This is a genomic window from Halopseudomonas formosensis (genome assembly GCF_900115905.1).
Taxonomy (GTDB): Bacteria; Pseudomonadota; Gammaproteobacteria; order Pseudomonadales; family Pseudomonadaceae; genus Halopseudomonas; species Halopseudomonas formosensis.
On sequence record NZ_FOYD01000009.1, the window covers coordinates 59538 to 80928 of the forward strand.

General features: G+C 62.9%; 16 protein-coding genes. 11 read left to right on the plus strand and 5 right to left on the minus strand.

Annotation, left to right across the window (positions count from 1 at the left end):
* The first annotated feature begins 484 nt into the window (after positions 1 to 484).
* On the plus strand, positions 485 to 2005 hold the full coding sequence (exaC, locus tag BM046_RS12425; protein ID WP_090539931.1) for an acetaldehyde dehydrogenase ExaC: 1521 nt from the start codon (positions 485 to 487) through the stop codon (positions 2003 to 2005).
* Positions 2006 to 2253: 248 nt separating this feature from the next.
* Positions 2254 to 4359 (plus strand): TonB-dependent receptor family protein, encoded by a 2106-nt coding sequence (locus tag BM046_RS12430; RefSeq protein ID WP_177197860.1) that lies wholly within the window; start codon positions 2254 to 2256, stop codon positions 4357 to 4359.
* 88 nt (positions 4360 to 4447) lie between these two features.
* Here the strand turns inward: BM046_RS12430 and BM046_RS12435 are convergent, their stop codons facing one another.
* Both BM046_RS12435 and BM046_RS16250 read right to left on the minus strand, forming a co-directional pair.
* Positions 4448 to 6595, minus strand: coding sequence for a 4Fe-4S binding protein (locus tag BM046_RS12435; protein WP_235818644.1), 2148 nt, complete (start codon positions 6593 to 6595; stop codon positions 4448 to 4450).
* The gene (locus tag BM046_RS16250) at positions 6592 to 6747 is read right to left on the minus strand and encodes a hypothetical protein (protein ID WP_177197861.1); all 156 of its coding nucleotides are present in this window, start codon (positions 6745 to 6747) and stop codon (positions 6592 to 6594) included. The genes BM046_RS12435 and BM046_RS16250 overlap by 4 nt, the downstream gene beginning before the upstream one ends.
* Between BM046_RS16250 and ercA the strand changes: the two genes are divergently transcribed.
* The 5 genes from ercA to BM046_RS12460 all read left to right on the plus strand — a co-directional run bounded on the left by ercA (position 6746) and on the right by BM046_RS12460 (position 14989).
* The gene (ercA, locus tag BM046_RS12440; protein WP_090539937.1) at positions 6746 to 7909 is read left to right on the plus strand and encodes an alcohol dehydrogenase-like regulatory protein ErcA; all 1164 of its coding nucleotides are present in this window, start codon (positions 6746 to 6748) and stop codon (positions 7907 to 7909) included. The two genes, BM046_RS16250 and ercA, sit on opposite strands and share 2 nt — an antisense overlap.
* On the plus strand, positions 7893 to 9620 hold the full coding sequence (locus BM046_RS12445; RefSeq protein WP_090539939.1) for a PAS domain-containing hybrid sensor histidine kinase/response regulator: 1728 nt from the start codon (positions 7893 to 7895) through the stop codon (positions 9618 to 9620). The genes ercA and BM046_RS12445 overlap by 17 nt, the downstream gene beginning before the upstream one ends.
* A gap of 345 nt (positions 9621 to 9965) precedes the next feature.
* Positions 9966 to 11141, plus strand: a complete 1176-nt coding sequence (locus BM046_RS12450) for a porin (protein ID WP_090539941.1) — start codon at positions 9966 to 9968, stop codon at positions 11139 to 11141.
* Positions 11142 to 11256: 115 nt separating this feature from the next.
* Positions 11257 to 12405, plus strand: a complete 1149-nt coding sequence (nosP, locus tag BM046_RS12455) for a nitric oxide-sensing protein NosP (RefSeq protein WP_235818645.1) — start codon at positions 11257 to 11259, stop codon at positions 12403 to 12405.
* Positions 12350 to 14989 (plus strand): PAS domain-containing hybrid sensor histidine kinase/response regulator, encoded by a 2640-nt coding sequence (locus tag BM046_RS12460; protein ID WP_090539943.1) that lies wholly within the window; start codon positions 12350 to 12352, stop codon positions 14987 to 14989. The genes nosP and BM046_RS12460 overlap by 56 nt, the downstream gene beginning before the upstream one ends.
* Here the strand turns inward: BM046_RS12460 and BM046_RS12465 are convergent.
* The gene (locus tag BM046_RS12465; RefSeq protein WP_090539945.1) at positions 14979 to 15641 is read right to left on the minus strand and encodes a response regulator; all 663 of its coding nucleotides are present in this window, start codon (positions 15639 to 15641) and stop codon (positions 14979 to 14981) included. The genes BM046_RS12460 and BM046_RS12465 overlap by 11 nt on opposite strands.
* Before the next feature lie 381 nt (positions 15642 to 16022).
* On the opposite strand from BM046_RS12465, the gene BM046_RS12470 reads away from it, so the two are divergent.
* Complete coding sequence (locus BM046_RS12470) at positions 16023 to 16682, plus strand: response regulator (protein ID WP_090539947.1); 660 nt, start codon at positions 16023 to 16025, stop codon at positions 16680 to 16682.
* 14 nt (positions 16683 to 16696) lie between these two features.
* Here BM046_RS12470 and BM046_RS12475 read toward each other — a convergent pair whose 3' ends face one another.
* Entirely contained in the window at positions 16697 to 17392 is a 696-nt protein-coding gene (locus tag BM046_RS12475; RefSeq protein WP_090539951.1) for a pentapeptide repeat-containing protein, read from the minus strand.
* Between the two features lie 76 nt (positions 17393 to 17468).
* On the minus strand, positions 17469 to 19337 hold the full coding sequence (gene exaA / locus BM046_RS12480) for a quinoprotein ethanol dehydrogenase (RefSeq protein ID WP_090539953.1): 1869 nt from the start codon (positions 19335 to 19337) through the stop codon (positions 17469 to 17471).
* Between the two features lie 382 nt (positions 19338 to 19719).
* On the opposite strand from exaA, the gene pedF reads away from it, so the two are divergent.
* The 3 genes from pedF (at position 19720) to pqqB (ending at position 21367) form a co-directional block, all read left to right on the plus strand.
* On the plus strand, positions 19720 to 20157 hold the full coding sequence (pedF, locus tag BM046_RS12485; RefSeq protein ID WP_090539955.1) for a cytochrome c-550 PedF: 438 nt from the start codon (positions 19720 to 19722) through the stop codon (positions 20155 to 20157).
* A gap of 158 nt (positions 20158 to 20315) precedes the next feature.
* On the plus strand, positions 20316 to 20387 hold the full coding sequence (gene pqqA, locus BM046_RS12490) for a pyrroloquinoline quinone precursor peptide PqqA (protein WP_090540094.1): 72 nt from the start codon (positions 20316 to 20318) through the stop codon (positions 20385 to 20387).
* A gap of 68 nt (positions 20388 to 20455) precedes the next feature.
* Positions 20456 to 21367: a pyrroloquinoline quinone biosynthesis protein PqqB gene (gene pqqB, locus BM046_RS12495; RefSeq protein ID WP_090539957.1), complete on the plus strand. Its 912-nt coding sequence runs from the start codon at positions 20456 to 20458 to the stop codon at positions 21365 to 21367.
* The last annotated feature ends 24 nt before the right edge of the window (positions 21368 to 21391 follow it).

The following is a 21391-nucleotide window of genomic DNA, read 5'->3' on the forward strand; positions in this document are numbered from 1 at the left end:
CGGGCCGAGACCATAGCTGTGCCAGCTGCAGGCGGATGCGATATGCCACCAGCACGCCCCATCCGGTTCCGTGGCGAGGTGGACCGGGTGTGCTTCGACACGACGGCGGAGGTTCAGTTGCTCGATGGGGCCGCCGGCCCATTATGGGTACAGCGCCGCGGCAGTCGATCGGTGGTGGTATGGAGTCCCTGACAGGACAAGGGCGCGCGCCTGAGCCAGTTCCCGGCGCACGGCTATCGTCGCATGCTGTGCATCGAGGCCGCCAACGCCGGGCCGGATGCGCGCCTTCTCGAGCCGGGGCAGGTCCAGCGGCTGCAGACCATTATCAGCCGGCAACCGCCGGGCGGGGTGCCTACTGCTGCATCTACTACTAAATAACGACACCAGCCCTGCCAAGGAGGCATTCACGGTGCTTGCATGGAGTAACTAGTATCCAGGCATGACCTGAGCCGTGGGGCCAGGCTGCGCACAGAGGACTTCAACAATGATCTACGCCAATCCTGGAGCTGCCGGCTCCCTCATCACCTTCAAGAACCGCTATGGCAACTTCATCAATGGTGAGTTCGTCGCCCCGGTCAAAGGCCAGTACTTCACCAACACGACGCCGGTTACCGGCGAAGCCATCTGCGAAATCCCCCGTTCCACCGCCGAAGATATCGATCGGGCGCTAGATGCCGCTCACGCGGCGAAGACGGTCTGGGGTAAGACCTCTGTGCAGGAACGCTCCCACATCCTGTTGAAGATCGCCGACCGCATCGAGCAGAATCTGGAACTGCTCGCCGTGGCCGAGACCTGGGACAATGGCAAGGCGATACGTGAAACCCTGAATGCCGACATTCCGCTGGCCGCCGATCACTTCCGCTACTTTGCCGGCTGCATTCGCGCCCAGGAAGGTAGTACCGCGGAAATCAACGAAACCACCGTGGCCTACCACTTCCATGAGCCGCTGGGCGTGGTGGGGCAGATCATCCCCTGGAACTTCCCGATCCTGATGGCTGCCTGGAAGCTGGCGCCAGCGCTGGCGGCGGGTAACTGCGTTGTACTCAAGCCGGCCGAACAGACCCCGGTCAGCATCCTGGTACTGGCCGAGCTGATCGCCGACCTCCTGCCACCGGGCGTGCTCAATATCGTCAACGGCTATGGCCGGGAAGCCGGCGAGGCGCTGGCCACCAGCAAGCGTATCGCCAAGATTGCCTTCACCGGCTCCACCCCGGTGGGCCGGCACATCATGCGCTGTGCGGCGGAGAACATCATCCCGTCCACCACCGAGCTGGGGGGCAAGTCCCCGAATATCTACTTCGCCGACATCATGAAGGCCGAAGAGAGCTTTATCGACAAGGCTGCCGAGGGGCTGGTACTGGCTTTCTTCAACCAGGGTGAGGTCTGCACCTGCCCATCCCGGGCACTGATCCAGGAAGGCATGTACGACGACTTCATCGCCCGCGTGCTCGACCGTACCCGCCGTATTAAACGCGGCAATCCGCTGGATACCGAGACTCAGGTCGGCGCGCAGGCTTCTGAACAGCAGTTCGACAAGATTCTGTCCTATATGGAAATTGCCCGGGAGGAGGGTGCCGAGTTCCTTATCGGCGGCAACGCCGAGCGCCTGGAAGGCGAATTGGGCGGCGGTTACTACATCGAACCGACCCTGCTCAAGGGACACAACAAGATGCGTGTGTTCCAGGAGGAAATCTTCGGCCCGGTGGTCAGCGTCACCACCTTCAAGGACGAGGCCGAAGCGCTGGCCATCGCCAACGATACCGAGTTCGGCCTCGGCGCGGGCGTCTGGACCAGGGACATGAACGTTGCCTACCGCATGGGCCGGGGTATCCAGGCCGGGCGGGTATGGACCAATTGCTACCATATGTACCCGGTCCACGCCGCCTTTGGCGGCTACAAGAAATCCGGTGTCGGCCGGGAAACCCACAAGATGATCCTCGACAGCTATCAGCAGACCAAGAACCTGCTGGTCAGCTACGACGTGAATCCGATGGGCTTTTTCTGAGCCCTCGCTGAACAGACGGCGTACCGGCGCGCTCCACTGGTACGCCGCAGTAGCATGCTCCGCATCTTCAGGCCCTTCGGGGCCTTTTTTTATGCTACCAAGCTGTTGAGAAACTACGTCCAAAGTACCATGTCGGTTACTGTCGGTGTGCTGCTTAACTGGGTTCAGTGGCCAATGACAAAAAGGATAAGACCATGTACACAATACCCAATGATGGCAGAGGACGCTCAGCATCTCTTCGCAGCGCCATGACCAGAGCCGTAGCCTCTACGCCGGCTGTCTTCAACCCTGTGTTGAGGCTGACGCCGCTGGCGCTCGCACTGGTGCTGGTGCCCTACGGCCACGCCCATGAACGGCTCAGCCTGCCGGCACAGATCATCCTCGGCGGCGGCGACGATGGCCAGGACCTGCAACTGCCGCTGGCCCGGCATACCGTGACCGCGGAACAACTGAACGCCCCCAACCTGGGCGCCAACCTCTCCGAATCCCTGCAGCGGGCCCCCGGGCTGGTGGCGCTGAACCGCCAGAACTACGCCCAGGACCTGCAGATATCCTCGCGCGGCTTCGGTGCCCGCTCGCAGTTCGGCGTGCGCGGGGTGCGCCTGGTGCAGGACGGCATCCCGCTGACCATGCCCGACGGCCAGGGCCAGCCGGCATTGTTCGACCTCGATGGCCTGCAGCGCATCGAGGTCCTGCGCGGCCCGTTGACCACCCTGTACGGCAACGCCTCCGGCGGCATCATCCAGGGCTTTACCGGTGAAGCGCCGTTCTACCCGACCCTGGATAACCGCACCGCGGTGGGCAGCGACGGCCTGTGGCGCTCGCGTTTGCGCTACGGTGGCCAGCATGGCGACCTGAACATCAGCGCCAATATCTCGCGACTGGAGACCGATGGCTACCGCGACCACAGCGACACCCGCCGGGACATCGCCAACCTGCGTCTGGGTTGGGATATCGATGATGTCTCCAGCCTGACCCTGCTAGTCAACAGCCTCGATCAGCCTGACACCCAGGACCCGCTGGGACTGACCGCCGAACAGGTGCGTGCCGACCGGCACCAGGCACCGCCCCAGGCCGAACTGTTCGATACCCGCAAATCGGTACGCCACAACCAGATCGGCCTGAACTACCAACGGCGCCTGGCTAACGAGGACCAGTTGACGGTCATGGTCTATGGCGGTGAACGGGACATGCAGCAGTTCCTGGCCTTCCCCGGCAGTGGCGCGACCGCCGGTGGCGGGGTGGTCGAGCTGGACCGGCGCTTCGGGGGCGGCGAGCTGGGCTGGCAACGCGAGACTCGGCTGTTCGACCTGCCAGTGACCCTGGCCGCCGGCCTGGCCTACAACTACCAGGGCGAGGAGCGCAAGGGCTTCGTCAATGCCAACGGCAGCAAGGGCGGGCTGCAGCGCGACGAGTTCAACCGGGTGGACAGCCAGGAAGCCTACCTGATCAGCACCTGGCAGTTGGCGCCGCGCTGGGAGCTGGTCGCCGGGCTGCGCTACAATCGCGTGGAATTCGACTCGGATGACGACTACCTGGTCGACGGCCAGGACGACAGCGGCCGCATGCGCGTGCACCGCACCAACCCGGCGCTGGGCCTGAACTGGCAGTGGACCCCGCAGCTGAGCCTGTACGCCGCGCTTGGCCAGGGCTTCGAGACCCCGACCTTCCAGGAATTGGCCTATCGACAGGACGGCGCCGGGATGAACCAGGCGCTCAAGCCGAGCCTGTCGCGCAACGCCGAGGTCGGGCTGAAATGGCGCCGGGACAATACCCGACTGGATATCGCCCTGTTCGACAGCCGGGTCAAGGACGAGATCGTCACCGGCACCAACCAGTTGGGTACCGGCCGCGCCACCTATACCAACGCCGGACGTTCCACCCGCCGCGGGGTGGAGCTGAGTATCGAACAGCAGTTCGCCCATGGTCTGAGCGCCTATCTGGCCTATACCTGGCTGCAGGCCGAATATGACCGCTTCATCGATGGTGACGGCACCAGCCACGCCGGCAACCGCCTGCCGGGCATCCCGCGCCACAGCTTCTTCGCCGAACTGGCCTGGCAGCCACAGGACAGCGGCTTCGCCACCGCCCTCGAGGCCCAGGGCATGAGCCAACGCTACGCCACCGACGACAACCAGCACCAGGCCTCCGGCTACACCGTACTGAACTGGCGCGCCGGCTACCAGCAGCCGATCGGCAACCTCACCCTCGAACCTTTCGCCCGGCTGGACAACCTGACCGACCGCGAATACATCGGTTCATTGATCGTCAACGGCTCCGGCGGCCGCTACTACGAACCCGCCCCGGAGCGCAGCTGGCTGGTGGGTCTGGGCCTGCAGTACCAGTGGCGCTGACTGGAAGGCCGGGTTCCATCCCAGCCTGCGTTGTTTCGGGCCACCCACGGGTCGAGATGGAGCTCAATCCTCTAGCTTCCACGACTCCTCAACCCTTGTAGATCAATGCCTCTGCAGCAGCCTTGCGCTGACTTTTCTCGGCCTTCTTGCGCGCACTGACCGCTGCCACGCATTGCTGGTCGTCATGCAGGATGACGATGCATTCCAGGCACTGGATGCACTCGTCGTAGTCGATCCGTCCATCGCGGTGTATCGCGCCTATGCCGCAGTGGTTGCGACAATGCTGGCAGGGCTGGCCGCAGGCGTCGATGCGTTTCAGCCAGGAGAACAGGCGCAGCCTGCCGAGTATCGCCAGGCCGGCACCCAGCGGGCACAGGTAGCGGCAATAGAACTTGTGGATGAACAGGCCCAGCCCGAGCAGCAGCAGGGCATAGGCGACGAAGGGCCAACTGCGTACCAGGAACAGGGTGATGGTGGTCTTGAACGGTTCGACCTCGGCCAGGCGCTCGGCCAGGGTCTGCGATAGCAGGGCGCTGACCAGCAGCACCAGCAGAATCCCGTACTTGATCCATTGCAGCCGGCGATGCAGTGGCTCCGCTATCTTCCACTGCCGCAGGCGCAATTTCTGCCCCAGCCAGGCGACCAGTTCCTGCAGCGCGCCGAACGGGCAGAGCCAGCCGCAGAACAGGCCGCGCCCCCAGATGAACAGGCTGATAAAGGTAAAGCTCCAGAGCACGAAGATCACCGGGTCCATCAGAAATACCCGGATATCGAAGCCCTCGACCAACGCTAGCAACAGGGTGGTGATATTGACCACCGACAATTGCCCCTGGGCATACAGCCCGATGAACAGCAGGGTGAACAGCAGGAAGCCGCCGCGCAGCAGGTGAAAGGCGCGGCCGTGCCGGCTGATCCGGTGTTGGAAGGTGAATATCAGGCTTACCAGCAGCAAGGCGCTACCCAGCAGCGCCAATTGCCACCAGCGCTCCTGCCACAGGCGCAACCACACCGGAGCCGGTTTGTCGGCGGCGCTGGGCTGGTGGATTTCGAACAGCGCGGGGTCGGGCTCGACGGGGTGCTCCAGCACCAGTTGGCTTTCCACCAGGTGATTGCGTTGCAGGTTGACGTTGAGCCGCAGTTGGGCGGGTTGCGCCGGGTTGTAGGCGGCGTGGGCCTTGATGCGGAAGATATGCGCCTGGAGATCATCCGTGGGCGTTATCGCCAGGCTGTCCAGCAGGTTGCCATTGTCGAAGTCCATATCGTGCAGCTCGATGGCCTGGCCGTTCTGCACCAGCAGCAGCCGGCTGGGCGAGGAGGCGGGAGTGAAGTCCTCCGGCACATGGCGGTAGCTGCCGCGGGACATCACCAGCAGCGCCTGCTCTCCGTCGCGCAGGCTGTTCTGCAAGCGCGCAAAACCCTGCTCCCCCAGCAGGTTGCGCCCGCTCATGGGGGTATCCAGATAGGCAAAGAACAGCTCGCTGAAGGCCTGGTCGCGATCCATGCCCGGATAATGTGCCAGCGAGTGCCCCAGGTGTTGCTCCAGTTCGTCAGGCTGCAGCAGCCAGTGCTGGACCAGCCCACGTTCGAGCAGCTGTTGCCAGTCCAGAGGCTCGAACATATCCATGCGCGGTGTCGCCAGCGGCGCGCTGGTAAAGCCTTCGAGATAGGCCCGGGCTACCGCCAGCGCCGATTGCAGCACGCTTTCATTGAGAATCACCACCGACACCGTGGCCTTGCTGATGCCATCGAACTGGGTAATCGACTGGCCGTCACTGGAATCCGGCTTGCGCCCGCCAACCACTACCGGCTTGCTCAACGGGTGTTGACGGTACTGCTCGACAAAATCCAGCAGGGCCTTTTCCCCCATGCCATGCAGGAACACCGGTTCATGGTGGCCCAATACCCGCACTCCGGCCAGCACCCCGTCAACATTCAGGCCAATCAGCAGGCGTATGGGTTTGCCGGCAAATCCCTGCAGGCTGGAATGGTCGGTGGACTCGAAGGCATAACCGAGTAGCTCGTTCAACTGGTATACTGGGTAGGCCGGCACATCACCCTGTTTGGCGTCGATCCGGGTCGCCTGGGGAAACAGCGACTGAATCACCTCCCTGAGCTGTGCCGGTGGAGTGCTGTCGGCTGTCAGCAGGGGGCTGTGCAGCAGCAGGATTAGTGCCAGCGAGCGCAGCAATGGCTGCAGTCGAGAGAACAGCGTCATGGCATGCCTCGATCGGTTCATGGTGTATCACCATGCTTATCCGAATCGCGGTTGGCCACCATGCGACTTGGGGTGCGTCGGAGCACGACTTCAGTCGTAAAAACGCCGACACCGCCTGCTTTGAGGTAACCTGTGGCTTCCATAAATAAAACAACAAGGTCGATCATCACCATGGCCTACGATATCAGCCAACTGCGCAAATTCGTCACCCCCGAGATCATCTTCGGCGCCGGTTCACGCAAGACGGTAGCCAACTACGTCAACACCTTTGCCGCCCGCAAGGTCCTGTTGGTTTCCGACCCCGGTGTGGTCGCGGCGGGCTGGGTCGCCGATGTGGAACACAGCCTGCAGCAACAGGGCGTGGACTATGTGCTGTATACCGGGGTGTCAGCCAACCCACGGGTAGAGGAGGTGATGCAGGGCGCCGAACTCTATCGCGCCTCCGCCTGCGATGCGATCGTCGGCATCGGCGGGGGCAGCCCGATGGACTGCGCCAAGGCCATCGGCATCGTGGCCACCAACGGCGGGCATATCCTCGATTTCGAAGGGGTCGACACCATTCGCACGCCGGTGCCGCCAGTGATCCTGATCCCGACCACGGCGGGTACCTCGGCGGATGTATCGCAGTTCGTGATCATTTCCAACCAGCAGGACAAGGTCAAATTCTCGATCATCAGCAAGGCTGTGGTGCCGGATGTGGCGTTGATCGATCCCGAGGTCACCGCCACCATGGACCCGTTCCTGTCAGCCTGCACCGGGGTCGATGCGCTGGTGCATGCGATCGAGGCCTTCGTCTCCACCGGCAGCGGCCCGATGACCGATGCCCACGCCCTGGAAGCCATGCGGCTGATCAACGGCAACCTGGTCGAGATGATCAAGCAGCCCGACAATATCCAGCTGCGCGAGAAAATCATGCTCGGCAGCCTGCAGGCCGGGCTAGCGTTCTCCAATGCCATCCTCGGTGCGGTGCATGCCATGTCGCACAGCCTCGGCGGCTATCTGGACCTGCCCCACGGCCTGTGCAACGCCATCCTAATGGAGCACGTGGTGGCCTTTAACTACGACGCTGCACCGGACCGCTTCAAGGTGATCGCCCAGACGCTGGGGATCGATATCCGCGGCCTGTCCAACCAGCAGGTGCGCCAGCGGCTGGTGCAGCACCTGATCGACTTCAAGCGCGCCGTGGGCTTCGAGCAGACGCTGGGCATGCACGGGATCGGCATCAGTGATCTGCCGATGCTGTCGGTCCATGCCATGGACGACCCCTGTATCCTGACCAACCCCCGTGAACCCAGCCTCAGGGATGTGGAAGTGGTTTATGCCGAAGCCCTCTGACCCACGCCGCGAGATGCTCACCGGCCTGCTGGGGCTGGGGCTGCAGTCCGCGCGTAAAAGCTACTACCCGGAACTGATGGACCGTCTGCAGGAGCTGGAGGCCGAGCGCAATCGCTACAAGTGGCTGTTCGAGAATGCCGTGCACGGTATTTTCCAGGCTGACCTGGAGCATGGCATCCGAGCCGCCAACCCCTCGCTGGTGCGAATGCTTGGCTATCCCTCGACCGAGGCCGTGGTGGCGGCAGCCACCGAGCTGAAGGACAGTTTCTTTGCCGGCGGGCCGGCGGAGTTCGTCCAGGTCTGCAAGCGGCTGCAACAGGAGGGTGAACTGGTCGGCTACGAGACCCGTCTGCGGCGGCTGGATGGCAGCGAGCTGGATGTACGCATGAACCTGCTGCTCAATCAGGAAGAAGGGCAGCAGCTGGTGGAGGGCTTCGTGGCCGATATCAGTGGTCGCAAACAGGCCGAGCGGGCGATGCAGCAGCTCAACGAGCAACTCGAGCAACGGGTGCATGAGCGCACCCTGGAACTGGAAAACCTCAATGACAGCCTGCGCCGCGAGATCATCGAGCGCGAGCGGGTGCAATGTGCCCTGCGCGATGCCCGGGATGCTGCCGAGCTGGCCAACCGCAACAAGGACCACTATCTGGCGGCGGTCAGCCATGACCTGCTGCAGCCCTTGAACGCCGCACGGCTGCTCATGGCCACCCTGCGTGAGCGTGCTCTGCCGGCAGCGGAGGCGCAACTGGTCGAGCGCTCCCATGCTGCGCTGGAAAGTGCGGAGGACATCCTCAGCGACCTGCTCGACATCGCCCGGCTGGATCACGGCAATGTTCCCCTGGACCTGGGCAACCACACCCTGGCGGAGGTCATCGACCCGCTGTTGAGCGAGTTCCAGGGGCTGATCGAGGCCAGCGGTCTGCAGGTGCGGACCAGGCTCGGGCGCTGGGCCGTACGGACTGACTACCGCATGCTCAGTCGAATCATGCGCAATCTGCTCAGCAATGCCATTCGCTATACGCCCACGGGGCGGATACTGATCGGCTGCCGGCGTCGGGGTGATCTGCTGAACATCCAGGTGTGGGACACTGGCCTGGGCATTCCCCGCGAGCGTTTCGATGACATATTCCGCGAGTTCAACCAACTGCATGGCGACCGGGTCGGGCCGCGCAAGGGCGCCGGGCTGGGGCTGGCCATCGTTGAACGTATCGCCCGGCTGCTCGAAGCACCGCTGCAGGTGCACTCGGTGGTGGGGCAGGGCTCGATGTTCAGCGTCACGCTGCCGCTGGCCAAGGCAGACGCGCCCAGCCCGCCGGACGCCGTGCTGCAGCGGCTGAGCGCGCCACTGCAGGGCCGACATCTGCTGGTGATCGACAACGACACGATGATCCTGTCGAGCATGCAGGGGCTGCTGGAACAGTGGGGCGCCCGGGTGCAGGTGGCGGTGGACCTGCCGGGTGCGCTGGCGGTGCTCGATGGCCGCCGCCCCGATGCCATCTTGGTCGATTACCACCTGGATGCCAGGCAGACCGGCTGCGATGCGGTGGGCGTGCTGCGGGAGCACTTCCACTGGCAGATCCCGGCGATCATGATCACCGCCGATCGCAGCGAACACAGCCGGCAACGACTGCAGGACCTGGGCATACCGGTGCTCAACAAGCCGATCAAGGCCGGCAAGCTGCGGGCCATGCTCGGCCAGGTGCTGCACTAGCCCTGGCCCTGGGAACGTCAAGCACCAGCTTGATGGGCGAGTCAGCCGGTAACGCCATTGCCGCTGGCCAGCCCCGGTACGAGCTGGTGCTCGAACCTCCCAGGCTCGAGTCCTTCCATCTCGGCCAGAGCCAGGCAGCAATGTGCCCGAGATTGAGTGGAAAAATGCGCTTCCTCCCAAGGTGGCAAGCGAGCCAGTGCTTTGGCAGCAGCTCGCCAACCCTTGGTAGGCCCCACCAAAGCCCGGTGTTTTCAGCTCCTTGGCAGAATAGGGGGGCTGCCTGCGCTTTCCGATAATCCGCTGGACGTTCAGTTTCGTCAGTCACGGATTCCATCGGAGAGCACAATGAACAAGAACAATACTGCCTATCCTCTGTTGACCGCATTGGCTGCAGCCATGCTCAGCGCACCGGCCTCGGCAGCCATTACCCTGTACGACCAGGACGACACCAGCTTCTCGGTCGATGGCTATTTCAACGCCTTCTATGTGCACAACAAGGTCGACCATATCGACCCCGATCTGGACCGCAATCAGTCGCGGGTGAAGATGGGCTTTCTGCCCAACTACATCGGCTTCAATGTCGACAAGAAATTCGACAACCTGACCGTCGGCGGCCGTTCCTCGTTCTGGGTCACCATCAACGACAGCCAGGACAACGCCACCGAGACCGGCATCGATGTGCGCCAGTTCTACGGCACGGTGTCCGGCGATTGGGGTGAGGTGCTGTTCGGCAAGGACTTCGGCCTGTTCGGACGCTCCAACATCATGCTCGACGAGTTCCTCACCGCCTATGGCCAATCCAGCGACACGCTCGGGCTGGTCGATGGTGGCGGGGTGTCCTTCGGCAATATCGGCACCGGCTATCCCTATCCCTTTCCCACCTCGCAGATCACCTACCGCTCGCCGGTGATGAACGGCTTTCGTGCTGCCGTGGGTATCATGGACCCGGTCGATGGTCACCTGGTCGACGATAACGGCGTGCAGACCGGCAAGGATTATCAGGACAGCCCGCGTTTCGAGACCGAACTCACCTATCAGTTCGAGTTGGGTGGCGCGCAGCTGCACACCTGGCTCAACGGCATGTACCAGCAGGCGGATAACACCGGCGCGGGTGTGGACTCGGTCACCTCACGCGGTCTGGGTTATGGCCTGCAGGCCAAGCTGGGGCAGCTGTCGCTGACCGGTTCCGGCTTCAATGCCGAGGGCGTCAACCCGTTCTTCACCAACAACGCCACCCAGGCCAGCCTGCGCGAGAGCGACAGCAAGGGTTACCTGCTGCAGGGCTCCTATGCCTTCGGTAAGACGCGGGTAGCCCTGTCCTATGGCAAGACCCGGGATGACGGCAACGGTCTGGGCTACCAGGCGGACTTCAAGACCAGCGGCATCGGCCTGTTCCACAGCATCAACGACAACCTGACGCTGGTCGCCGAATACAACCGCTTCGACCTGAAGGACCGTGATGCCGGCGACCGGGTGGAGAAAACCGATACCCTGGCCCTGGGGGTGGCGCTGGGCTGGTAAGCGCCTGACAGGGAATGGCCTCTCGTTCTTTAGCACTAGCCCCTTGCTACTCAAGCAGCATGGGGCTGAGGCGGGGGGCTCAATAGAATGTCGGTCAGTGAGTATGGAGGTAACCATGCAGCAGATACTGGCAGATTGCTTCCAGACCGCCATGACCGACGTTGCCGATCCCGAACTGGCGGCGCAGAGCCTGGCCAGCCAGTTGCTTCATCCACACCTGGGCTTCGTGCTGTTCTTCTGCTCCGCGCACTATCCACTGGAACGGCTGGGGGCGGCGCTGGAACAGCATTTCGGTGGTGTGATGCTGGTCGGTTGCACCACCGCCGGAGAGATCACCCCGCAGGGCTATGGCCGTGGCTGCATCAGCGCGGTCGGTTTCGACTGCCGCGCCTTTGCCATCGACAGCACCCTGATCAGCGCGCTGGATGACTTCAGCCTGGTGGATGCCCAGGCGGTGGTTGACCGCATGCTCAACCACTGCCGCCAGGCGCGGCTGGCACCGATCAAGGGGCACACCTTCGCCCTGACCCTGCTCGATGGTCTGTCCAGCCGCGAGGAGGTAGTACTCGCCACCCTGGGCGCGACCTTGGGGAGCATCCCGCATTTTGGCGGATCGGCTGGCGGCGACGATCACCCGGTGCATACCTATGTCTATTACCAGGGCCGCTTCCACAGCGCCGCGGCGGTGGTGGTGATGGTCAATACCTGGCTCGACTTCGAGGTGTTCACCACCCACAACCTGCAGGCCAAGGCCGAGAAGCTGGTGGTGACCGCCGCCGACAACGACCGCCGCACAGTGCTGGAGCTGAATGCCGAACCCGCGGCGCAGGAGTACGCGCGGCTGGTCGGCGTACCTGTGGAGCAGTTGAGTAACGCCACCTTCGCGCTGAACGCGCTGGCGGTGCGGATTCGTGACCAGTTCTATGTGCGCTCCATCCAGCGGGTCAATGCCGACGGCAGCCTGACCTTCTATTGTGCGGTGGATACCGGCATCGTGCTGACCGCCATGGCCTCGCGACCACTGTTGCCGGACCTGCAGAAGCAGATGGCGCAACTACGCCAGCGCCTGGGCGAGCCGGTGCTGATCATCGCCTGTGACTGTGTGCTGCGCCGGCTGGAAGCGGAGCTGCGGGGGCAGGATTCCGAGCTGGCGGCCTACATGGCCAGCAACGCGATAGTGGGCTTCAACACCTACGGCGAACAGTTCAATGGCATGCATATCAACCAGACCTTCACCGGGGTGGCCTTTGCCTACCCGGGTTGAGGCAAGCGCGCAGGCCGATCGTGATGAGCTTCTGGCTCTGCGTGCAGCCAACAACAAGTTACGGCGAATCAATGCGGCGTTGATCGAGCGGGTCGAGTCGATTGCCAACCCGCGTACCGAGAGCTATGCGGCCTTCCAGCATTCGGTGGAACTGGCCGAGCAGGTCCGCGAGCGTACCCAGGCGTTGAATGAAACCATGGCCGAGCTGCAGGCCAGCAACCGCCTGCTCAGCGAGGCGCGGGCCCGGGCGGAAACCGCCCGGCATCACCTGGCGGATGCCATCGAAAGCATGAACGACGGTGTGGTGCTGTTCGACAAGGACCAGCGTGTGGTGCTGTTCAACAGCCACTATGCGCGCTTCTGGAAGGGCACCCGGGCGCGAGTGCGCGAGGGTATGCGGCTGGAGGAACTCAAGCGCCTGGCCACCGCCACAGGCCTGGTGACTGACATGGAGGCCGGCGCGGATGGGCACATGCTGTACCGCATGCGCAACAAGCGCTGGGTCCAGGTCAGCGAGCGGCCGACCCGGGAGGGTGGGCTGGTCATCATCTACACCGACATCACCGACCTGAAGAACTCCGAGACGGCCCGCCGGGAGCAGGCCCTGGCGCAGAAGACGCGACTGTTGCAGCGCACCGTGGACAGCCTGTCCCAGGGCGTTGCCGTGGTCAACGAGCAGGGCAGGCTGGAACTTTGGAACTACCGCTTCCTAGAGCTGGCTGGACTGGCCCCGATACGCCCGCATCGACCCTTCGCCGAGGTGCTGGAGGACAGCGAGCTGGAGCTGTTCACGCCGTACAGCCACATCACGGCGGGCCAGCCGCAACTGACCCGGGAACAGCGCCTGGACAACGGCCGGGTGCTGGAGATGCGCAGCCACCCCATGCCCGCCGGCGGCTTCGTCAATACCTATACCGATATCACCGAGCGCGACCTGTATGCCAAGGCGCTGCTGGAAAGCGAGCGCTGGGTACGCCTGATCACCGACCAGTTGCCGGCCATGATCGCCTATGTGGAACAGGATCTGAGCTATCAGTTCACTAACCGGATGTACGACGAATGGTACGGTTGGCAGCGCGGCAATATCCTCGGGCAAAGCATGATGCATGTGCATGACGCGGAGCAGTTCGCCCGCCTGGAACCCTATATCGAACGGGCCTTCAAGGGCGAAAGCGTGAGCTTCGAGTTTGCCGAGCGCAGCCTCAACGGGGATGAGCGCTACCTTCTACGCTCCTATGTACCCAACCGCAACCCGCATGGCGAGGTTATCGGCCTGTTCGTGCTGATCCGCGATGTCACCGAGCGTCGGCGCAGCGCCGAAGCCCTGCAACAGGCCTACCAGCATCTGGAACAGCGGGTGCGGGAGCGTACCCGGGAGCTGACCAGCGTCAATGACCAGTTGCGCCAGGAAATCAACGAGCGCGTCAGGGCAGAGGCGCGCCTGCGCGAGGCCAAGCATGAAGCCGAACAGGCCAACCTGTCGAAGACCAAGTTCCTTGCCGCGGTCAGCCATGATTTGCTGCAGCCGCTGAACGCGGCGCGCCTGTTCACCGGGGCACTGCTCGAGCATCCACTGCCGCCGGCCACTAGCGCGCTGGCGAGGCAGATCAACCAGTCCCTGGAAGATGTCGAGAACCTGCTCGGCACCCTGATGGATATCTCCAAGCTCGATGCCGGCGTGATCAAGCCCGACGTCGGCTCCTTCAATATCGCTGACCTGCTGGACAATCTGGCCAACGAGTACCGGCAGGTCTGCACCAGCCAGCACTTGCAATTTCGTTTTGTCGGCAGCCAATGCGTGGTGCACAGCGATGTGCAGTTGCTGGCGCGCATTCTGCGCAACTTCCTGACCAACGCGGTTCGCTATACGCAGCAGGGCCGGGTGCTGCTGGGTTGCCGTCGGCATGCCCAGGGGCTGCGCATTGAAGTCTGGGATACCGGCATGGGCATCGCCCAGGACAAGTTGGAAGAGATATTCCAGGAATTCAAACGCATCCAGTGCGCTGACCACGCCCGCGATCAGGGGCTGGGCCTGGGGCTGGCCATTGTCGATAAGATCGCGCGCATGCTTGGCCACCGCATCCATGTGCGTTCGGTGGAGGGCCGGGGGTCGGTATTTTCCGTCGAGGTTCCCTACGGCAGCCGCAGTCCGGGTCCGGTCACGCAACTGAGCATACCGGCTAGCATTGGTGAGCATCTGCGCGGCGCGCGCATCTGGGTGCTGGATAACGACCCGTCAATCTGTGCGGCCATGCGCACCTTGCTGGAGAACTGGGAGTGCCAGGTGATCACGGCGCTGTCGGCCGATGACCTGGCCAGCCAGGTGGACGACTTCCGCGCCGCCGCCGACCTGCTACTGGCTGACTATCACCTGGACAACGGGGTCAATGGCGTGGACGTCGCCGCAGCGATCAACGCCCGCCGCGCTACGCCCCTGCCGGTGCTGCTGATCACCGCCAACTACAGCAACGAGCTGAAACAACAGGTGCGCGAACTGGGCCATATGCTGATGCACAAACCGGTCAGGCCGATGAAACTGAAGGCCGCCATGAGCCATCTGCTGGCCCCGACGATCAGCGCCTGAGATAGGCGCTGAAATCCACATCGACGACGGACAGAATGGCCTGCACCCGGTTGCTGACGTTGAGTTTGCGTAGGATCTCGGAAACATGCGCCTTGACCGTGGTCTCGGCGATATTCAGGTGATAGGCGATCTGCTTGTTCGACTCGCCCTTGGCCATGCGCTCCAGCACCAGCAACTGCTTGCGGGTCAGGGCATACAGCAGCTCCGGTGACAGCGGCGTCTCTTCCGGGGTGCGCCGGGTGATGGTGCGGCTGGAGCGGATGATATCCGACGGCAGGTAGACATCACCGGCGAGGATCTGCTCGATGGCCTCGGTCATCTGCGCCCTTGGCGAGGATTTGGTGATGAAGCCCACCGCGCCATAGGTAATCGCCTGCAATACCACCTGCTTGTCTTCCTCGGCGGAGACTATCACCACCGGAATGGACGGTGACTCGTTGCGCAGGGTGATCAGGCCGTTCAGCCCATGCATGCCGGGCATGTTCAGATCCAGCAGGATCAGGTCCAGGTCATCATGTTCCCTGGCGATGCCCAGGGCACTGTCCAGGTCGTAGGTTTCCAGCAGTTCGGAGCCGGGAAAGCCGGCTGCAACCACGTTGCAGATAGCTTCACGGAACAGTGGGTGATCGTCGGCTATCAATATCTTGTGCATGGCCTGCTCCAGGCTGCTCTTGTTATGGGCTGCCAGTCATTGTGCTCGCAGCATTTTGTAATATGTCCGGCATTACACCCTGTGGCGGGGCTACTTTCAAATAGTACATTGGCATCACAAGATACAACCAAAGTAGTAGATGGCGGCCCGAATCCCGGCTCATCCTGCCAACAAGTAGCGTTCAACGAGTACCAAGGTAGCATTCAACTGCACCCCCCAGGCCCTAGCATGCAGGGGGAGCAGGGCTGGCCTGTACTGGCACATTGTCGTGCAGCAAGCCTCGGGGTGTAGCACGCCCGCGCTACGCCGGCTCTCAGCGGGCAGGGAGATCTGTCGTCGAGCAGGCGCTCGACAACCCGATATTTATGGGAGTTTCGGGGTATGCATATTCTGTTGCTGGATGATCACTTCATTGTCAGGCAGGGCTACCGCAGCCTGCTCGCGGCGCAGTATCCGCAGGCCGGCATTCTCGAAGCGAGCGATGGCGAGGAGGCACTCTCGGCAGTCCAGCAGCGGGTACCGGACCTGGTGATCCTCGAGGTCAGCCTGCCTGGCATCAGCGGAATCGAGACCGCCCGCCGTCTGCTGCAGCGCTGGCCGCTGCTGCGTATCCTGTTCTTCAGCATGCACGATGAGCTGCCGTTGGTGCGCCAGGCCCTGGCGGCCGGCGCCATGGGTTTCATCACCAAGGGGGCGGGGCGGGAGGTGCTGATCGAGGCCGTGAAGCGCTGCCTGGCTGGTCACCGCTACATAGAGCAGGAGCTGGCCATCCAGCTTGCCTGTTCGGCGGATGACAGCCGGCTCGATCCGCGCCTGGAGTGCATGACGCCACGTGAGTTCGAGATTTTCGTCATGCTGTCCAAGGGCCTTGCGCCGCGTCAGATTGCCCACCACCTGTGCCTGAGCAGCAAGACCATTTCCAACAACCTGACCAGCCTGAAACAGAAGCTCGAGGTGACCTCGTTGACCGAACTGGTCCACCTGGCCATCGATACCGGCGTGATCCGCCTGCATGGACTGGTTGGCCGGCAGGCGGGTTGAGAGGGACACCTAGTTTAGCGTGCCTGGGAGCTGAGATGGGCTTCCCAGTCCACCGGGCAGTCGGTGCAGTTGGTCATGTGCATGTTCAGGTAGGTGCCGTAGTGCAGGCGGGTACCGGTCATGGTGGCCGACTCGAGATTGGCGTGGTTCATCTTCGACTCCTGCAGATTGGCATCGCTCAGGTCGGCGCCCTTGAGGTCGGCCTTGGGCAACCAGGCCATCTCCAGATTGGCGGCACGCAATATCACCTCGTGCATGCGTGCTGCGCTGAAGCGGGCGAACTCCAGGTTGGCGCCGGTGAAGTCGGCCTGCCTGAACTCGCCGCCCTGGGCATTCAGGTTCCAGGCCTGAACCGCCACGAAACTGCTGCCGATGGCACTGGCACCGCGCATGGCGGTCTGTTGTAGGCTGGCACGGTTGAAGTTGGCGCCGTCGAGCCGGGCGTTATCCAGTTTGGCCTGGTCCAGTTTGGCGTGACGCAGGTCCGCGCCGCGCAGATCGGCGCCGGTGAAGTCGGCCTTGCTCAGGTCCTTGTGGCGCAGATCGGCCTGACGCAGATCCACGCCGGGGCAGGCGGTGCCGCGTACCAGCGCACAGCCATTGATGGTGACGATATCTTCCTCGGCAACATCAGCCACCTGGGCATGCAGTCCCAGGGTGAATAACGCCAGGCCGGACATCAGCAGTATCTGGGGTGTCAGTGGTTTCATGGTTGGTACCTCTGCCTGTGATTCATGCCGTTGCGCCAGGCTGAGCCTGGCGCAACGCGGGTCAGTGCATTCCCGATCAGCGCTTGGCTGTCTGTTCCCAGGAAGGCAGCTTGAACACCCAGAACGAACCACCCTGGGCGACCGGCTTGGTCAACTCGGCCATATCGCCGCCCCACAGTGGAACCGCGCCGCCGTAACCGGTGGTAACGCCGATGTACTGCTCACCATCCTGTTCCCAGGTGATCGGCGGGGAAATGATCCCGGTGCCGGTCTGGAATTTCCACAGCTCCTTGCCGGTCTTGGCATCGAACGCCTTGAAGTAGCCATCGCCTGTGCCGGTGAACACCAGGTTGCCCGCGGTCGCCAGGACGCCTGCCCACAGCGGCAGCGGTTCCTTGTGCTCCCATTCCACCTTGCCGGTGGTCGGGTTCATCGCGCGCAGAATGCCGACATGGTCGTCATACAGACGCTTGATGCGGAACCCCATGCCCAGGTAGGCCGAGCCCTTGTTGTAGCTGACTTCCTCGGTCCAGTAGTCTTCCTTCCAGTGGTTGGCGGGAACATAGAACAGACCGGTGTCCTTGCTGTAGGCCATCGGGTTCCAGTTCTTGCCACCGAGGAAGGGCGGCGATACCTCGACCGCTTCGCTACGCTCCTGGCCGGGCTGCAGGCGTGGCGGGCGTTGACCTTCGTTCTCCACCGGACGACCGGTCTCCAGGTCGATATGGCTGGCCCAGGTGATGTTGTCGACGAACGGGAACGCATTGATCAGCTTGCCGTTGTTGCGATCGACCACATAAAAGAAGCCGTTGCGGTCGGCGTGGGCGGTGGCCTTGACGGTCTTGCCCGACTGGTCCTTGTAGTCGAACAGCACCAGCTCGTTGTTGCCGGAGAAGTCCCAGGCATCGTTGGGGGTGTGCTGGTAGAACCACTTCACCTCGCCGGTGGTCGGGTCCACGGCGACCTGGCCGGAGGTGTAGAGGCTGTCATAGTCAGCCGGGTCGCCGTCCTTGGAGGTCCGCGCCCAGCCATTCCACGGCGCGGGGTTGCCGGCACCCACGATGATGGTATTGGTTTCCGGGTCGAAGCTCGCGCTCTGCCAGGGCGCACCGCCACCATGGCTCCATGCTTCGACCTTACCGGTGGGGGAGTTCGGATCGTCCGGCCAAGAGGGCGCCCTGATATCGCCGGTGGGCGTGCTGTCCTTGCCATTCAGGCGGCCCATATGGCCTTCGACGAAGGGGCGCATCCAGATTTCCTTGCCGGTCTCGGGGTCACGGGCAAACAGCTTGCCGACCACGCCGAACTCGTCGCCGGAAGAGCCGTGGATCAGCAGCATCTTGCCGGTCTTCTGGTCCTTGACGATGGTCGGTGCCCCGGTCATGGTGTAGCCGGCACGGTGATCACCGAACTTCTCCCGCCAGACCACCTTCCCGGTGTCCTTATTCAGCGCCACGATACTAGCATCCAGGGTGCCAAAGAACACCTTGTCGCCGTAGATCGCCGCGCCGCGATTGACCACGTCACAGCAGGGCCGGATGTCATCCGGCAGGCGATGGGAGTAGCTCCACAGGCGTTTGCCGGTCTTGGCATCCAGGGCGAACATCCGCGAGTACGAAGCGGTGACATAAATCACACCGTCGTGCACCAGCGCCTGGGACTCCTGCCCGCGCTGCTTCTCATCGCCGAACGAGAACGACCAGGCCGGAGTCAGCTTGAAGACGTTCTTATCGTTCACCAGGCTCAGCGGGCTGTAACGCTGGGCGTTGTTGCCCATGCCGTACATCAGGACGTCGTGGGTGGTGGTGTGATCGTTGGCGATATCGTCCCAGGTGACTGGCTTGGCCGCCACGTGGGATGCGCTCAGGGCAAGTCCAGCCGTGAGGATAAGGTATCTCACAGCCCGGGCTGCAGGCCTCATGGCAGGAAGTGTTTTTGTTGTCATGGCAGTGTTCCTTGTTGTTGGAAGAGGGCAGCGTTGCTGGTCCACGCCAACATCTTGGTCAGGGCCGGGAAGGGGCGAAACGGAAAATAACCCGTAGTTGGCGGGAAATAGTCCCTTGCCGATGCTCCTTGGGAGCGCTACCGGGGGATCGCTACTTCAGTAGCAGGAAATTGCTGCCTTGGTAGTTGCGGGTGGCAGGTCGTGCCCTGGGCGGCTGCCTTTGTGACAGCAGGGCTGCCCATGAACTACTACCAAGGGAGCAGGGCCCGACAACCAAAGCAGGATAGGGGGGGAGGCCGGGGCCTTTCTATCATGCTTGCCGACTGCAGAATAAAAACCATCCGTGATCACTCACAGATCACCCGGCCGCGAGGTAAGCAGGATGACACACTACAAGAAGACACTGAAACTGGTCGCCATCAGTCTGGCATTGGCAGCCGGCCAGGCATGGGCGCACGGCAATGTGACACCCCAGGCGGTCGACACCAAGGGCCTCAGCGATCTGGGCGATGAGTGGTTGGACACCAACCCTTACCGCGAAGGCCATCCGGAATACGACACCGCCGTGACCATCGGCGCCTCCGCCTATAACCAGAACTGCGCTGCCTGCCACGGGCTGGATGGAATCTCGGGGGGCATCAACCCCGACCTGCGTTACCTGGAGACCGGCGACTACGGGGATGAGTGGTACAAGGAAAGGGTCGTCAACGGAGCCGTGCGCGACGGCCGGGTGTATATGCCGAAGATGGCCGACTTCCTCAGCCAGGAAGCACTATGGGCGATCCGCGCCTGGCTGGAAACGATTGCCATAGAGCAGTAAGGCGCCGGTCTGGCGACCGGGAGAAAGTCGACAAGGGCCAACCTGGCTCCTATGGTAAAGGAGGCTTGCCTATGTAGCATCTTGTGGTTCAAGTGCTTAACCGGGTCTGTCGGCAGGTGCCGCCTGGCTCGATCGTCAACCCACCGGAGGATTCAACCATGTGGACCAAACCCAGCTATACCGCCCTGCGCATTGGTTTTGAAGTCACCATGTACTTCGCCAACCGTTGAGCGCAAACGCGCCGTCTGGCCGGTTGCCACGCTGAACCGGTCCGGCGGTCGCATCCGGGGGCCATGCCATGCTGATTCATATTCTCGGTTCTGCTGCTGGCGGTGGCTTTCCTCAGTGGAACTGCAACTGCCGCAATTGTGATGGTCTGCGCAAGGGAGAGATCAACGCCCGGCCGCGCACCCAGTCCTCGATTGCGCTCTCCGACGGTAGCGGCAACTGGGTGTTGTGCAACGCCTCACCGGATATCCGTACGCAACTGGAACAGACACCGGTGCTGCAACCCGGTCGTCAACTACGCGATACCGCCATTGGCGGGATCATTCTGATGGACAGCCAGATCGATCACACCGCGGGACTATTGACCCTGCGCGAGGGCTGTCCCCACCAGGTGTGGTGCACGGAGATGGTGCACCAGGACCTGACCACTGGCTTCCCGCTGTTCAACATCCTGGACCACTGGAACGGTGGATTGCAGTGGAACCGCATAGAGCTGGACGCCGGCTTCAGCATTCCGGCCTGTCCGGCGCTGGAGTTTACCCCGATCCCCCTGCGTAGCGCCGCGCCGCCGTACTCACCGCATCGTAACAATCCGCATCCCGGTGACAATATCGGTTTGCTGGTACGTGATACCAACACCGGCGGGGTGCTGTTCTACGCCCCTGGCCTGGGCCAGCTCAGCAGCCAGGTGCGGGATGCCATGGCCATGGCCGACTGCCTGCTGGTCGATGGCACCCTCTGGCGCGAGGATGAAATGATCCACGCCGGTGTCGGCACCAAGCTCGGCAGCGAGATGGGCCATCTGCCACAGAGCGGGGAGGGCGGGATGATCGAGGTACTAAGCGCCTACCCGCAGAGCCGGCGGGTGCTGACCCATATCAACAATACCAACCCGATTCTGGACGAAGACTCGGCCGAACGCGCCGAGTTGACGCGTCACGGCATCGAGGTCGCCCATGACGGGTTGGTGATCGACCTGTAAGGAGAGCAGCGTGCCAACTGAACC

Excerpts from the sequence above, each read along its gene's own strand:
- exaC (WP_090539931.1), top strand. The coding sequence starts at position 485 with ATGATCTACGCCAATCCTGGAGCTGCCGGCTCCCTCATCACCTTCAAG.
- BM046_RS12430 (WP_177197860.1), top strand. The coding sequence starts at position 2,254 with ATGACCAGAGCCGTAGCCTCTACGCCGGCTGTCTTCAACCCTGTGTTG.
- BM046_RS12435 (WP_235818644.1), bottom strand. The coding sequence starts at position 6,595 with ATGAACCGATCGAGGCATGCCATGACGCTGTTCTCTCGACTGCAGCCA.
- ercA (WP_090539937.1), top strand. The coding sequence starts at position 6,746 with ATGGCCTACGATATCAGCCAACTGCGCAAATTCGTCACCCCCGAGATC.
- BM046_RS16250 (WP_177197861.1), bottom strand. The coding sequence starts at position 6,747 with ATGGTGATGATCGACCTTGTTGTTTTATTTATGGAAGCCACAGGTTAC.
- BM046_RS12445 (WP_090539939.1), top strand. The coding sequence starts at position 7,893 with ATGCCGAAGCCCTCTGACCCACGCCGCGAGATGCTCACCGGCCTGCTG.
- BM046_RS12450 (WP_090539941.1), top strand. The coding sequence starts at position 9,966 with ATGAACAAGAACAATACTGCCTATCCTCTGTTGACCGCATTGGCTGCA.
- nosP (WP_235818645.1), top strand. The coding sequence starts at position 11,257 with ATGCAGCAGATACTGGCAGATTGCTTCCAGACCGCCATGACCGACGTT.
- BM046_RS12460 (WP_090539943.1), top strand. The coding sequence starts at position 12,350 with ATGGCATGCATATCAACCAGACCTTCACCGGGGTGGCCTTTGCCTACC.
- BM046_RS12465 (WP_090539945.1), bottom strand. The coding sequence starts at position 15,641 with ATGCACAAGATATTGATAGCCGACGATCACCCACTGTTCCGTGAAGCT.
- BM046_RS12470 (WP_090539947.1), top strand. The coding sequence starts at position 16,023 with ATGCATATTCTGTTGCTGGATGATCACTTCATTGTCAGGCAGGGCTAC.
- BM046_RS12475 (WP_090539951.1), bottom strand. The coding sequence starts at position 17,392 with ATGAAACCACTGACACCCCAGATACTGCTGATGTCCGGCCTGGCGTTA.
- exaA (WP_090539953.1), bottom strand. The coding sequence starts at position 19,337 with ATGACAACAAAAACACTTCCTGCCATGAGGCCTGCAGCCCGGGCTGTG.
- pedF (WP_090539955.1), top strand. The coding sequence starts at position 19,720 with ATGACACACTACAAGAAGACACTGAAACTGGTCGCCATCAGTCTGGCA.
- pqqB (WP_090539957.1), top strand. The coding sequence starts at position 20,456 with ATGCTGATTCATATTCTCGGTTCTGCTGCTGGCGGTGGCTTTCCTCAG.